12 protein-coding genes and 1 pseudogene are annotated in these 13,134 nt (G+C 72.5%); 4 read left to right on the forward strand and 9 right to left on the reverse strand.

The genetic code is table 11. The annotated features are described in order from the left end of the window. Position 1: 1 nt before the first annotated feature. Complete coding sequence (locus tag KIK05_RS23145) at positions 2 to 490, reverse strand: glutathione peroxidase (protein WP_214412888.1); 489 nt, start codon at positions 488 to 490, stop codon at positions 2 to 4. Between the two features lie 1,551 nt (positions 491 to 2,041). On the opposite strand from KIK05_RS23145, the pseudogene KIK05_RS49710 reads away from it, so the two are divergent. Next, positions 2,042 to 2,332: pseudogene (locus KIK05_RS49710) on the forward strand (aggregation-promoting factor C-terminal-like domain-containing protein); the annotation flags it as partial. Positions 2,333 to 2,377: 45 nt separating this feature from the next. Here KIK05_RS49710 and KIK05_RS23155 read toward each other — a convergent pair. Further along, entirely contained in the window at positions 2,378 to 3,046 is a 669-nt protein-coding gene (locus KIK05_RS23155; RefSeq protein WP_214412889.1) for a TetR/AcrR family transcriptional regulator C-terminal domain-containing protein, read from the reverse strand. A 92-nt stretch (positions 3,047 to 3,138) separates the two neighbouring features. On the opposite strand from KIK05_RS23155, the gene KIK05_RS23160 reads away from it, so the two are divergent. Then, the gene (locus KIK05_RS23160) at positions 3,139 to 4,254 is read left to right on the forward strand and encodes a ferritin-like domain-containing protein (protein ID WP_214412890.1); all 1,116 of its coding nucleotides are present in this window, start codon (positions 3,139 to 3,141) and stop codon (positions 4,252 to 4,254) included. 3 nt (positions 4,255 to 4,257) lie between these two features. Here KIK05_RS23160 and KIK05_RS23165 read toward each other — a convergent pair whose 3' ends face one another. From KIK05_RS23165 to KIK05_RS23175, 3 genes are read right to left on the reverse strand one after another with little or no spacing between them, the layout of a single operon-like run. Next, on the reverse strand, positions 4,258 to 4,623 hold the full coding sequence (locus tag KIK05_RS23165; protein ID WP_214412891.1) for a DUF202 domain-containing protein: 366 nt from the start codon (positions 4,621 to 4,623) through the stop codon (positions 4,258 to 4,260). Further along, entirely contained in the window at positions 4,620 to 4,961 is a 342-nt protein-coding gene (locus tag KIK05_RS23170; protein WP_214412892.1) for a YidH family protein, read from the reverse strand. Before KIK05_RS23170 ends, KIK05_RS23165 begins: the two co-directional genes overlap by 4 nt. Positions 4,962 to 5,016: 55 nt before the next feature. Next, entirely contained in the window at positions 5,017 to 5,385 is a 369-nt protein-coding gene (locus KIK05_RS23175; protein ID WP_214412893.1) for a DUF8711 family protein, read from the reverse strand. Between the two features lie 144 nt (positions 5,386 to 5,529). Between KIK05_RS23175 and KIK05_RS23180 the strand changes: the two genes are divergently transcribed. Further along, positions 5,530 to 5,787, forward strand: a complete 258-nt coding sequence (locus tag KIK05_RS23180) for a UBP-type zinc finger domain-containing protein (RefSeq protein WP_250563274.1) — start codon at positions 5,530 to 5,532, stop codon at positions 5,785 to 5,787. Positions 5,788 to 5,810: 23 nt separating this feature from the next. Here the strand turns inward: KIK05_RS23180 and KIK05_RS23185 are convergent, their stop codons facing one another. Both KIK05_RS23185 and KIK05_RS23190 read right to left on the reverse strand, forming a co-directional pair. Beyond that, the gene (locus KIK05_RS23185) at positions 5,811 to 7,430 is read right to left on the reverse strand and encodes a Na+/H+ antiporter (RefSeq protein ID WP_214412895.1); all 1,620 of its coding nucleotides are present in this window, start codon (positions 7,428 to 7,430) and stop codon (positions 5,811 to 5,813) included. A 61-nt stretch (positions 7,431 to 7,491) separates the two neighbouring features. Continuing rightward, positions 7,492 to 9,255: a hypothetical protein gene (locus tag KIK05_RS23190; protein ID WP_214412896.1), complete on the reverse strand. Its 1,764-nt coding sequence runs from the start codon at positions 9,253 to 9,255 to the stop codon at positions 7,492 to 7,494. A gap of 419 nt (positions 9,256 to 9,674) precedes the next feature. Here KIK05_RS23190 and KIK05_RS23195 point away from each other — a divergent pair, with 419 nt between their 5' ends. Continuing rightward, the gene (locus KIK05_RS23195; RefSeq protein WP_214412950.1) at positions 9,675 to 11,747 is read left to right on the forward strand and encodes an ATP-dependent DNA helicase; all 2,073 of its coding nucleotides are present in this window, start codon (positions 9,675 to 9,677) and stop codon (positions 11,745 to 11,747) included. A gap of 153 nt (positions 11,748 to 11,900) precedes the next feature. Here KIK05_RS23195 and KIK05_RS23200 read toward each other — a convergent pair whose 3' ends face one another. Continuing rightward, on the reverse strand, positions 11,901 to 12,662 hold the full coding sequence (locus KIK05_RS23200; protein WP_214412897.1) for an SGNH/GDSL hydrolase family protein: 762 nt from the start codon (positions 12,660 to 12,662) through the stop codon (positions 11,901 to 11,903). Continuing rightward, a complete protein-coding gene (gene aroQ, locus KIK05_RS23205) occupies positions 12,659 to 13,093 on the reverse strand; it encodes a type II 3-dehydroquinate dehydratase (protein ID WP_214412951.1) in 435 nt (144 codons plus the stop codon). Before aroQ ends, KIK05_RS23200 begins: the two co-directional genes overlap by 4 nt. Positions 13,094 to 13,134 lie beyond the last annotated feature (41 nt).

A 13,134-nucleotide genomic window follows, 5' to 3' on the forward strand; every position in this document is an offset into this window, starting at 1 on the left:
TTCAGCCGACCACCTTCTCGATGGCCTCCACGACGGCGGGGTCCTCGGGCTCGGTGCGCGGGCGGAACCGCGCCACGACGTTGCCCTCCCGGTCCAGCAGGAACTTCTCGAAGTTCCACTGGATGTCGCCGGCCTCACCCTCGGCGTCCTGGGCCTGCGCCAGGGCCGCGTACAGCGGGTGGCGGTTCTCGCCGTTCACCTCGGTCTTCTCCAGCAGCGGGAAGTCGGCGCCGTAGTTGGTGGCGCAGAACTGCTGGATCTCCTCCGCCGATCCGGGCTCCTGCCCGGCGAACTGGTTGCACGGCACGCCCACCACCGTGAAGCCCTTGTCGCCGTACCGCTCCTGGAGGCGGACCAGGCCGGCGTACTGCGGGGTCAGCCCGCACTTGGACGCAACGTTGACCACGAGGGCGGCCCTGCCGCCGACGACCTCTCCGAACGTGCTGGGCGCGTCGGCGAGCGTGCGCACCTGAATATCGCGAAGACTCATGAAGACACCCTAATCAGACGCCCGGTGTGACGCGGCACGCCGGACGAGATGCGACATCGGTCCTGTATCGGCGGCCGACACGGCCGCAAACCTCAAACGTCCGGCATTTCTGGATCACGGCGCGATCATCTCCGGCACGACGCCCGCCAACCGGCCCCCGCGAGACGGCAGAGATCTCACGGCAAGATCGCAAACAACTGTCCCACGCGTGTCGCGAAAGGCGGGCCACCGGCGCGCCGCCTACTAGAAACCGCCCTAGAGCCCGTCGCGGCGCCGTCCGGAGGACAGCGATGTCTTCAACCGATTCCGGAACGGCCACGCGGACGCCGCGCGCCCGAGCCACTGGCGCGCGGCGGGGGCGTCCGTCTTTTCGGCCGCCTTTCCGCACGCGACCCGATGAATAGGACCGATTTGGACAGTAAACGCGCTTTTCATGGCGCAGTCGCGGCCGTCATCGCCGCCGTCGCCCTGAACGGGACGGCGGGCGCGGCACACGCCCTCTCCGGAGGGGAGGGGACGGCCGACGCCATCACCGACGTGTCCGGCACGTCGGACGCGGCCGGCTCCGCGGGCAGCGCCGCCCAGGCGTCGCAGGAGATCGCACCGGCCCGGCCGGGCGCGGACGCGCAGTCCGCCACCGGCGGGGAGAAGGCCACGGTCGAGGGGACCGCGACGACCGTGGAGACGACCGCCGCGGGGAAGACCGCCGCCACGTCGCAGGACCTCGCGATGGCGACCGCGTCCGCACCGCAGGTCCCGCAGGCGGGGACGGTGCCGAAGGCGGCGGGGACCGGGGCCGTCACGGCCGCCGGGGTCGCCGCGGCCGGGGAGGTCAGGCAGGCGGCCGCGCCCGAGGCGGGGACGACCGGGACCGCGGCCGCCCCGAAGGCCGCGGACGCGGGCATCGTCCCAAAGGCCGCGGACGCGGGGATCGCCCCGAAGGCGGGGAGCGCTCCGGAGTTCCGCGTCGGCGGCGCCCCGTTCGCCCGTCTCCACGGGGTGACGGCGGCCCTGCTCGGGCGGGCCGCGCCCGGGACGCCGGAGGCCGGGACGGGACCGGCCGCCCTCCAGGCGGCACCCGGCGGCCGTACCCTCCCGCTGTGGACGCGGGCAGGCCTGACAGGGGTGCCCAGAGGCCGCCTCGCGCCGGACGCCGCCCGCGCCGAGGCGGGCGAGCAGGCGGCCCGGCAGCCGGCCGCGCACGCCGTGGCGCGGAAGACCGCCGCGCACGCCGTGGCCGGGAAGGCCGCTCGCCCGGCCGTGGCGAAGAAGGCGGCCCACCCGGCCGTCGCGAAGAGGACGGCCCACACGGCCGTGGTCAAGAAGGCGGCCCACCCGGCCGTCGCGAAGAGAGCGGCCCACCCGGCCATCGTGAAGAAGGCGGCCCACCTGGCCGTCGTGAAGAAGGCGGCTCGCGCGGTGGTGGCCCACAAGGCCGCCGCGCCGGTGTCGGCGAAGAGGGCCGCGCTGCCGGTGCACCAGCGGGTGTGGCGGACCTCGGCCCGCCCGCACGTGCGGGTCTGGGCGCCGAAGACGCCCAAGAGCAGGAACAAGGCCATCGCCTACCGCCTGGTCACCCAGCGGGCCTGGCCCGTGACCGAGTTCCGGTGCCTGGACAGCCTGTGGACCCGGGAGAGCAACTGGAACCACCGGGCGCAGAACCCCTCCTCGGGGGCCTACGGCATCCCGCAGGCGCTGCCCGCGCGCAAGATGGTGGGGGTCGGCCCCGACTGGCGCGTCAATCCGGCGACCCAGATCCGGTGGGGGCTGAACTACATCAAGGGCCGCTACGGCTCGCCGTGCGGTGCCTGGGGGCACTGGCAGTCGCACAACTGGTACTGAAAGTGGGAGCGCCCTCGGGGAAGGGCGCGCTCCGGCGCCCGGGGATCACCCCCGGGCGCTTCCCTTCTCCGCCTTCGCCGCGCTCTTCGACTCCTCCAGCCGGACGGCCATCGCCTTGATCAGCATGTCGAGCCCGTACTCGAACGCCTGCTCGTGGTCGCACACCCCGAGCAGCGGAGCCAGGGCGCTGACCTCGGGGAACAGCGCGGGATCGACCACTGCCAGGTGCACGTCGTTGCGGTGCACGGGGGCGAACGTCGGCGTGACGCCGACCTCGCGCAGCAGCGACCCGACGACGTAGGCGATGAAGGTGCGCAGCAGCTGGACGGCGTCCTCTCCCCCGAAGCCGGCCTCGCGGAGCGTGGACAGGGCCCGCTCGACCGGGAACAGCCCCGCCGTCGACTTCAGCTGGCGGCTGACCACGACCATGGTGGAACGCGGGTAGTGGTGGGCGATCTGCCGGAAGGCGCGGGCCTGGATGCGCACCCTCTCGGTCCATTCCGCCGACGGGTCGTCGGTGAACTCGATCTCCGACAGCACGGTCTCGGCCACCGCGTCGAGCAGGGCCGCCTTGTTGGGCACGTGGTTGTACAGCGACATGACGCCGACGCCGAGATCGGCCGCGATCCGCCGCATCGATATCGCGTCGGCGCCCTCCCGCTCGATCAGGTCGATGGCGGCGGCGACGATCCGCGGGCGCGTCAGGGGCGTCATACGGCCATTGTCTCCTCATCCATTGACGTACGTACAGCGTACGTGTCAGGCTCGAAGGGATACGTACGGTGTACGTCCCTCCGGAGGCCCCAGTGTCGACGCACGAGCTCTACACGATCCCCGCCGAGCTCTCCACCTGGGATGTGGAGATGGCCGGCTCCTCCCGGTTCACGTGGGAGTACGACGAAGGCCGTGACCGCATGCTGGCCCTTTACCAGAAGGGCAAGGACAAGCAGTGGGACTCGGTCAAGCGCATCGACTGGGGGATCGAGGTCGACCCCTACGACGTGCTCGGCATCCCCGACCAGTCCATCGCGATCTACGACACGCCGCTGTGGCACAAGATGGACGAGAAGACGCGCAAGGAGGTCAGGCGGCACGGCGCCGCGTGGCAGTTCTCGCAGTTCCTCCACGGTGAGCAGGGCGCGATGATCTGCTCGGCGCGCATCGTCGAGTCCGTCCCCGATCTCGACTCCAAGTTCTACGCCGCCACCCAGACGATGGACGAGGCCCGGCACGCCGAGACGTACGCCCGCTTCCTCCAGGAGAAGGTCGGCCTGGCCTACCCGATCAACAAGCATCTCAAGGCCCTGCTGGACGACACGCTGAGCGACTCCCGGTGGGACATGCCCTACCTCGGCATGCAGGTGCTCATCGAGGGCCTCGCCCTGGCGGCCTTCGGCGTCATGCGCGACATCACCACCAAGCCGCTGCCCAAGCAGATCCTCGCCTACGTCATGCAGGACGAGGCCCGGCACGTCGCCTTCGGCCGGATGGCCCTGCGCGACTACTACAAGCAGCTGTCGCAGGCCGAGCTGCGCGAGCGCGAGGACTTCGTCATCGAGGGCTGCTACCTCATGCGCGACCGGCTGCGCGGCGTCGAGCAGTGGGAGAACCTCGGCCTGGCGCCCGCCGAGGTCGAGCAGGCCATGAAGGCCGTCGACGAGTCGGAGTACCTCAAGCTGTTCCGCTCCCTGCTGTTCAGCCGCATCGTGCCGTGCGTGAAGGACATCGGCCTGTGGAGCGAGCGGCTGCAGAAGGCGTACGCCGACATGGGGGTGCTCGAGATGGCCGGGCAGAACCTCGACGCCCTGATGAGGCAGGACGAGGAGATCGCCGACAGGCTCGACGCCGAGCGTTTCGCCGCCGAGGAGGCCGAACGGGCCGACGAGGTCGCCGAGACCATCTCCCTCGGCGCCGACGGCTGACCCTCAGACGGTCGTCAGGACGAACACCAGCGAGCCCGCCGCGACGGCGAGCACGCCCAGCCAGGCCAGGACGGCGTCGGCCCGGTCGTCCAGCGGCAGCCCCTCCCGGCCGGCCCGCTCGACGCGACGGTACCGAAGGCGGCTCCTGGCGAGCAGGACGGCGCCGCACAGGGACGCCAGCACGAACGGGACCGCCGCCAGGCCGTCACCCGACGACAGCCGGGCGGCGACGCCGGCCGCGCCGATCCCTCCGGCGCCCAGCAGCGCCGCGGTGCGGATCCACGCCAGCAGGGTGCGCTCGCTGTGCAGTCCCGGCCCGACGGGGACGTCGTAGCCGCCACCGTGCTCCTCGCCGGGGCCGGTGGTCAACGGGCGATCACGATCAGGACGAGCGCCAGTACGGCCACCAGCGCGACGCCGTACCCGAACACGGGGGCGAGCGCCAGCGAAGGCAGCGGTTCGCGCCGCCGCAGCGCCCTCTGGACCTGTCTCCACCGGGGATAGGCCAGGGCGGCGGCGAGCGCGGACAGCACGACCAGCACGACGGCCAGACCGGTGCGCAGCCAGGGGATGAAGATCTCCCGCGGCACGGCCGCCATGGCGATCCCGCCGGCGCTCAGACCGAGCGAGGTGCTCAACCAGGTGAGAAACGTGCGCTCGTTGGCGAGCGTGAACCGGGGGTCCGGCTCCCTTCCCTCGATGTCCATGAAACGAGGCTAATTCAGGCCCATTTCCCCTAGAGATGTCGGGTTTTAATGCCCGTCAGGTGCATTCTTCGGCAATGCTCTTGATCGCCTGGGCGGTGTCGGTCGCGACCTTCTGGGCGGTCCTGGCGGCCTGGTCGGCGTCGTCGGCGTTCAGCTTCTTGAAGTTGTCGGCGAGCTTCTGCAGGGCCTCGTTGAGCGTGGTGTTGCCCGCCTCGTCGGCGACCTTCTCCAGCTTGTCGGCCCCGTCCTTCAGGGCCTGCTCCATCGCCTTGGGGTCGTTGACCACGCTGGCGATCTTGGCGCCCGTCTCGCTGATGACCTTGTTGGCCTCGATGCAGGACTGGGCCTTGTCGACGCTGCTGCACCCCGTGGTGAGCACGCCGAGACCGATCACCGCGGCTGCGGCAAGGGGGAGGAATCGCATACCAAGGACACTAGCCAACTTCTCCCCGCCCCGGCCGTGGGCGGGATACGCGGGCAGACCGCCGGGCCGCACGGCGTGAGCGAGGTCCCGGCTCCACTACTCTCTACCGTCGAGGGGGGATGACCGGTGAGCGGTTGCGAACACATGGACTTCGACACGGAGGCGGAGCCGCGGACGCCCGACGGGTGCGAGGGGTGCCTCGCCGAGGGCCGCCGCTACGTCCACCTCCGCAAGTGCGTCGAATGCGGGCACGTCGGATGCTGCGACTCCTCTCCGGCGCGCCACGCCACCGAGCACTACAAGCAGACCGGCCATCCGGTGATGCGCTCGTTCCAGGCCGGCGAGGCCTGGCTCTGGTGCTACGTCGACGAGGTCGTCGGCTTCGCCAAGATCGCGCACTGAGGCCCGGCGGGGGCGTCCCCGGCTCAGTCGCGGGCCAGGGTGGCCTCCTCGTAGTCCAGTTCCCTGGTGACGCGGCGCAGGACCTCGTCGTCGATGCGGCGTTCGTCGCGCATGCGGACCAGCACGTCGCGTTCGGCGTCCAGCATCGCCCGGCGGAGCCTGCGGTACAGCGCGCTCGGGGTCTCCTCGCCGCCGGGGCCGACCCCGCCGCCGAGCCGCTCCCAGGCGCCCATCGCCCTGCGCTCGGCGAGGTCGCGCAGCCGTTCGACGACCTCGGCGTGGGTCTCCAGGACGCCGTCCTTGGTGAGCTCGTCGAGCCGGGCGATCGCGGCGCCCGCGGCCGCCTGCTGCGCCGCCGCCTCCGTGAGGTTGTCCTTGTAGACCTCGTGGTCGCTGTTGACCCCGAGCCGCCTGATCAGGAACGGGAACGACATCCCCTGCGCGAGCAGCGTGCCGATCACGACGACGAAGGTCAGGAACAGCAGCAGGTCGCGGTCGGGGAAGCCGGGAGGCAGGGCGAAGGCCGCCGCCAGCGACACCACCCCGCGCATGCCCGCCCAGCCGAGCACCGCCACGTGCGAGGCGCGCACCGCGGGCTCGCGCTCCCGGATCCTGCGGAACAGCAGCCGCGGCAGGTACGTGCCGGGGATCACCCACACGACGCGGGCCAGCACGGCGGCGGCGAACACCGCCGCCGCGTACCCGGCGACGCGCCAGGGGTTCTGCCCGCTCAGGCCCTGAAGGATCAGAGGGAGCTGCAGCCCGATGAGGACGAAGACCACGATCTCCAGGACGAAGTCGAGGACCTTCCACACCGAGTACGACACCACGCGCGTGCTGTAGTTGACGCGGTTCATCCGGTGACCGAGGAAGAGACCCACCACCACGACCGAGAGCACCCCGGACGCGTGCACCGCCTCGGCCGCCAGGTAGGACACGAACGGGATCAGCAGCGAGACGGTGTTGGTGATCAGCGGGTCCCGCAGCCGTCCGATCAGCCACCCGAACGCCTGGGCCAGGACGAACCCGATGACCAGGCCGCCGCCCGCGGCGTACAGGAACTCCCCCGCGGCGTAGGCGAACTGCGTGACGGTGCCGGCCCGGCTCATCCCCTCCCCCGCGACGGCGGCCACGGCGACGCGGTAGGCCGTCAGGGCGGTGGCGTCGTTGAAGAGGCTCTCGCCCACCAGGATGGTGATGATCCGGCGCGGCAGCCCCAGCCTGCGGGCGACCGCGACGGCCGCCACCGCGTCGGGAGGGGCGACGATGGCGCCGAGCGCGACCGCGGCGGCCAGCGGCAGGCCGGGGATCAGCGCGTGCGCCACCAGGCCGATCACGCCCGCGCTGAACAGCACGAGGCCCACCGACAGCAGGCCCACCGCCCGCCGCACATCGCGCAGGCGTAGGTAGGAGCTGTCCAGGGCCGCGGAGTACAGCAGCGGCGGCAGGAAGACGAGCAGCACGATCTCGGGGTCGAGATGGTAGGCCGGCATGCCGGGGATGCGCAGGGCGATCAGCCCGACCACCAGGCCCGCCAGCACCAGCATCAGCGGCACCGGCCAGCCCCGCCACCGGGACAGTCCCGCCACCGCGACCGCCCCGGCCGGCAGCAGCACGAGCTGGAGCGCGGTCGAAATGTCCATTGATCACAAGGATAGGCGCGGTGCGGCGATGCCCCTGCTCCGCCGCACCGCCCTCAGGAGATCACCAGTCCCGGCCCGGCTCCTGCGGGTACGGGCGCCCGTTCTCGTCGGTGCGGGGCCGGCCCTCGGGACGCATCCGCTCCCCGGTGCTGTACATGGTGTCACCGGAGACGTACGGGCGCGGGAGCCCGCCGTCGGCGGGGTCGGCGGGCGGCTGCGGCATGGCGCCGAGGCCCAGGGGGTCCGCCGGGTCGACGGGGGCCGCCTGCCCCCAGTCGTACCCGGACGGGTCGCCCTGAGGACGGTACCCGGAGTCGCCCCCCGGCCCGTAGGGCAGGGAGTCGTTGACGATGAGGTTCTCCCTCGGCACGGCGTCCTGGCCGCGCAGAGGGTCGCCGTGGCCCGGCACGGCGTCCGGATGGGGCGCGCGACGTCCGCCGCGTCCCGGCTCCGGACGGCCCTGGCCGGGGTGTCCCGCCCCGGGGACGTCCGCGCGGGGCGCGGCGTCCGGGTGGGGGTGCGGGTAGCGGGCCGTGGCGCCGTACTCCGACGGCGGCGGGTAGTCGGGCGAGGAGCCGTAGCCGGGCGGGGCGGAGTAGTCGAGAGGCGGCGTGGAGTAGTCGGCGGTCCCGAAGGGATCGGCCGGGCGGCTGTAGTCGCCCCGGGGGGCGAACTCCCTGGTGGGCCCGTACTCGTCCTGCGCGCCGTAGTCGCCGGCCGGCGGGAAGTCGTTCGGGCCGCCGTACTGGGCGGCCGGCGGGTAGTCGGGCCGGGAGGCGTAGCCGCCCTTGGCGCCGCCGTACTCGCCGGCGGGCGGGAAGTCGTTCGTGCCGCCGTACTCGCCCGCCTGGGGGAGGTCGCGCTGCGGGCGGGTCGCGTAGTCGCCCTGCGCCCCGTAGCCCCCGAGGGAGGGCTGCTCGGCGGGCGGGGCCTGGTCGCCGGGGAAGGCGAAGCCGGTGGGCGGGGTGTAGTCGGGGTGCGCGGCGTAGTCGGACGGCCTGGGCACCGGCTGCGGGCCGGTCTCCGGCGGCCGCCCCCGGGACGGACGGCCCGCCGGCCTGGCCTGCTGGTGCCCCTGCGGGGGCACCTGGCCACGCGGGGGCTCGCCCTGCGGCGGGAAGTCGACCTTCTGGGTCGCGTACTCGCCCTGCGTGCCGTAGTCGCCCTGCGCCGGGTAGTCGTTCTGCGGCGGGTAGTCGGGCCGGGCGGGGTAGTCGGGGTTCGCCGGATAGCCGGGCTGGTCGCCCCGGGGGGAGGGGGCGGCGGGGCGGGGCTGGGAGGCCACGAGCTTGTCGGGCGCGGGCGCCGTACCGCGTGCCACCAGGACGTCGTTGGGCCCGAGCGCCGGCACCGGGGCGGCGATGGTCTCCTCCTGCGGGTACGACTCCTGGGTGTACTGCTCCTGGGCGTACTGCTCCTGCGGGTACGGCGGCCCCGCCTGGCCCTGGGCGAACCGGGGCTGCTCGTCGGCGTAGGGGATGACGTCGGGGTACTCGGCCTGCTCTTCGGGCACCTGAGAGGGACGGGCGTACTGTCCCGTGCCGGGGTACTCGGGATACTCGACGTCATCGTGGTGCTCGTCGCCGTCGTCGTAGTCCTCGCCCTCGGCGTACTCACCACCCGCCTCGGCGTACCCCTCGTCCAGCGTGTCGAGCAGGCGCCCGACGTCCTCCATGGGCATGCGGAAACTCGCGGTGCACATCTCGCCCCGCCACAGGCTCAGGACCAGCGTGCCGTCATGCCATGTGACCCGTAGGACGCGCTCCTGGCCGCGAGCGTCGAAGAACACCTCGCCGAACGATGGCAGTGGGACAACTTCCGACATGGCAGACATCGTTCTCCAACCAGCCTTTATTCGTCCACTCGACCTCAGGAAACCCTACCGAACAGTAGACCTCGCCGTCATGGCAGACCTCATGGCCCGCTCCGCGCGAGCGGCCCCCTGCCGCGGGCGAGCGAATGGCGGGTCGCCGTCGTCGACCCCCCTGACCCGGCTCCGACAGTGTGCCACGGGAACCGCCGTTCGGGTTCCGGAATGCCGAGATGGACCCGGAACGCACCGCGAGTCGCCTCACCGCTCCGGGCGCGGCGACCCCCTAGCGGCCGGTAGCGTTTCCTGTCGTGCTCGACGACTCCATCACCGCCACCGAAGACGTGATCGGCACCGCCGAAGACCCCTACGACGACGCCGGCGACGGCTTCGACGAGCCCGGCGACGGCTTCGACGAGGCGGAGGACGACGACCTGCCTCCCGTCGAGGAGCTGCTGAGCGCCGCGGTCGCCGCCGTGGGCGGCGTGGAGCGTCCGGGCCAGGTGAAGATGGCACAGGCCGTGCGGCACGCCATCGAGCACGACGAGCACGTCGCCGTCCAGGCCGGCACCGGCACCGGCAAGTCCCTGGCGTACCTCGTGCCCGCGATCCGTCACGCGATCGAGTCGGACACCGCCGTGGTCGTCTCCACCGCGACGATCGCCCTCCAGCGCCAGCTCGTCGACCGCGACCTCCCGCGCCTCTCGGAGGCCCTGGCCGACCAACTCCCCCACGAGCCACAGTTCGCCATCCTGAAGGGAAGGCGAAACTATCTCTGCCGCTACAAGGTGACGGCCGTCTGGCCCGACGACGAGGAGGACCAGCTCTTCGACCCGCGCGAGGTCAGCGCCACCGGCCGCATGGTGCAGCGCATCCAGGAGTGGGCCGAGGAGACCGAGACCGGCGACCGCGACGAGCTGGTGCCGGGCGTCAACGAGCAGGCCTGGCGGCAGTTCTCCGTCAGCGCCAAGGAATGCCTCGGCGCGCAGCGCTGCCCGAGCGGGGCCGAATGCTTCGCCGAGCAGGCCAGGGAGCGCGCCGGCCAGGTCGACGTGGTGGTCACCAACCACGCGCTGCTCGCCATCGACGCCATGGAGGAGTTCGCCGTCCTGCCCGAGCACGACGTCGTGGTGGTCGACGAGGCCCACGAGCTGGTCGACCGGGTCACGAGCGTGGTCACCGACGAGCTGTCCGAGACCACGGTGTCCATGGCCGTACGCCGCGTCGGGCGGCTCATCGAGCAGGGCGTCGCCGACCGCCTCCAGGCGGCCGGGGAGGACCTCAAGGCGCTGCTGGCGGCCGCCCCTCCCGGGCGTCTCGACCAGCTTCCGCAGGTCCTCGGCACGACCTTGACGGTGCTGCGCGACGCCGCGTTCACCTGCCTCACCGCGATGGGGCCGCGCGGCGGCGACAACTGGGGCGGCGGCAAGAACGACGACCCCGAGCAGGCGGGGCAGCGCAAGGCGGCCTTCACGGCGCTCGACGAGGTCCACGACACCGCCGTGCGCATGCTGGAGGCCTTCGGCGGCGACTCGGAGGTCGACCGCGCCGAGGTGGTGTGGCTGGAGGCCGCCACCGACCGCCGTCCGGCCGTGCTGAAGGTCGCGCCGCTGAGCGTCGGCGGCATGCTCCGCGAGAAGCTGTTCGCCGACCGCACCGTGATCCTCACCAGCGCCACACTGGCCCTCGGGGGCACCTTCGAGGGCATGGCCCGCCAGTGGGGCCTCGGCCCCGCCCGCCCCGACCAGCCGGCCGTCCCCGACGACGGCTCAGGGGACGGCGCCGGCACCGGTCGCTCCGGCGAGGACGGCGAGCGGGCGGCGGGCAGGCCGAAGCCGTGGACTGGCCTCGACGTCGGATCGCCGTTCGACCACCCGCGCAGCGGCATCCTCTACATCGCCAAGCACCTGCCCCAGCCCGGACGCGACGGCCTCCCGCAGGAGTACCTCGACGAGATCGCGGAGCTGATCGAGGCGGCCGGCGGCCGTACGCTCGGCCTGTTCTCGTCCATGCGCGCCGCCAAGGCCGCCACCGAGGCGCTGCGCGAGCGCATCCAGATGCCGCTGCTCTGCCAGGGCGACGACTCCACCTCGCTGCTGGTCAAGCAGTTCGCCGAGGACCCGGAGACCTGCCTGTTCGGCACGCTCTCGCTGTGGCAGGGCGTCGACGTGCCCGGCCCCTCGCTGAGCCTGGTGATCATCGACCGCATCCCGTTCCCCCGGCCCGACGACCCACTGGCCTCGGCCCGGCAGCGGCACGTCGCGGCGCGCGGCGGCAACGGCTTCATGGCGGTCGCCGCGACCCACGCCGCGCTCCTGCTGGCCCAGGGCACCGGACGCCTGCTGCGCAGCCAGCACGACAAGGGCGTCGTGGCCGTCCTCGACCCGCGCCTGGAGACGGCCCGTTACGGAAGCTTCCTGAAGGCGTCCATTCCCCCCTTCTGGACCACCACCGATCCCCAGAAGGTCCGCGCCGCCCTCCGCCGCCTCACCGCCGCGTCATCCTGAGCGCTGGGACCCACTGCGGCCCCCAGCGCTTCCCTGCGGGAAGACCGCGCCCCAACCGACACGGGACTCAGGTGGAGAACGAGTGGGCCTTCCCGCCCTCCCCCTCACCAGCCGGTGTGAGATTGATCACGCGCGCCGGGACGCGCCGCGTGATCAGGCGTACGGGTCCAGGTTGGGGCGTTTGGGGGTCACGGTGTCGCCGGAGGAGGTGCCGCGGAGGCGGCGGCCGATCCAGGGGAGCATGTGTTCGCGGAGCCACTGGCGGTCCTCGCGGAGCTTGGTCCTGCGGTCGACCCGCTCCCTCGGGGGCCAGGTGTGGCGCCAGTCGTCGTCGGACGGCACGCCGAGGACCCGGCACACCTTCGCGGCGACCAGCCGGTGCCCCTCGGCGTTCATGTGGAGCCGGTCCTCGCTCCACGCCCGCCAGTCGCGGATGGACTGCATCGACCACTGGTCGACGACATGGCAGCCGTACAGGTCGGCGATCGACCGGATGTGCAGGTAGAACACCGCGCACTTGCCGCGGATCTGGCGCATGAGCGGGGTGTCACGAGGGTCGACGCCGGTGAACAGCACGACGTCGGCCCCGGTGGCGCGCAGATCGCGGACGGCCCGGGCGAGCGTCTTGGCCAGGCCGTCGGGGTCGGCGCCCGGCCGGAGCAGGTCGTTGCCGCCGGCGCAGAAGGTGATCAGGTCGGGCTTGAGGTCGATCGCCACCGGGACCTGGTCCTGGACGATCTGGTCGAGCAGCTTGCCGCGCACCGCCAGGTTGGCGTAGCGGAAGCCGGGGTCGAGGGCGGCCAGCCGCTCGGCCACCCGGTCGGCCCAGCCGCGGAAGCGGCCGTTCTCGCCCGGGTCGTTGAGCCCTTCGGTGAAACTGTCGCCGATCGCGACGTAGGAGGTGTACGCCTTCACCGGCCGTCCTCCGCGATGGCGCGCAGGGCCAGCTCGTAGGAGCGCAGGCCGAACCCGGCGATCGTGCCGCTCGCCACGGCGGCGACCACCGAGGTGTGGCGGAACTCCTCCCGGGAGGCGGGGTTGGAGATGTGCACCTCGATCAGCGGCGCCGTGCGCTGGGCGATGGCGTCGCGCAGCGCGTAGGAGTAGTGGGTGAACGCGGCGGGGTTCAGGACGACGGGGATGGCGCCGTCGGCCGCCTCGTGGATCCACGAGACCAGCTCGGCCTCGTCGTCGGTCTGCCGGACGTCGACCGCGAGCCCGAGCTCCCTGCCGGTCTGCCGGCACAGCCCCTCGAGGTCGTCGAAGGTCTGGGCTCCGTACACGTCGGGCTCGCGGGTGCCGAGCCTCGACAGGTTGGGCCCGTTCAACACGAAGACCGTCCTCATCACGCCGCCGTCCTGCCCTTGTCGATCGCGCCGGTCATGTC

The sequence above is a fragment of the Sphaerisporangium fuscum genome, from assembly GCF_018531465.1.
GTDB classification, from domain to species: domain Bacteria; phylum Actinomycetota; class Actinomycetes; order Streptosporangiales; family Streptosporangiaceae; genus Sphaerisporangium; species Sphaerisporangium fuscum.

Excerpts from the sequence above, each read along its gene's own strand:
- KIK05_RS23145 (WP_214412888.1), bottom strand. The coding sequence starts at position 490 with ATGAGTCTTCGCGATATTCAGGTGCGCACGCTCGCCGACGCGCCCAGC.
- KIK05_RS23155 (WP_214412889.1), bottom strand. The coding sequence starts at position 3,046 with ATGACGCCCCTGACGCGCCCGCGGATCGTCGCCGCCGCCATCGACCTG.
- KIK05_RS23170 (WP_214412892.1), bottom strand. The coding sequence starts at position 4,961 with ATGGACATCGAGGGAAGGGAGCCGGACCCCCGGTTCACGCTCGCCAAC.
- KIK05_RS23175 (WP_214412893.1), bottom strand. The coding sequence starts at position 5,385 with ATGCGATTCCTCCCCCTTGCCGCAGCCGCGGTGATCGGTCTCGGCGTG.
- KIK05_RS23180 (WP_250563274.1), top strand. The coding sequence starts at position 5,530 with ATGGACTTCGACACGGAGGCGGAGCCGCGGACGCCCGACGGGTGCGAG.
- KIK05_RS23185 (WP_214412895.1), bottom strand. The coding sequence starts at position 7,430 with ATGGACATTTCGACCGCGCTCCAGCTCGTGCTGCTGCCGGCCGGGGCG.
- KIK05_RS23190 (WP_214412896.1), bottom strand. The coding sequence starts at position 9,255 with ATGTCGGAAGTTGTCCCACTGCCATCGTTCGGCGAGGTGTTCTTCGAC.
- aroQ (WP_214412951.1), bottom strand. The coding sequence starts at position 13,093 with ATGAGGACGGTCTTCGTGTTGAACGGGCCCAACCTGTCGAGGCTCGGC.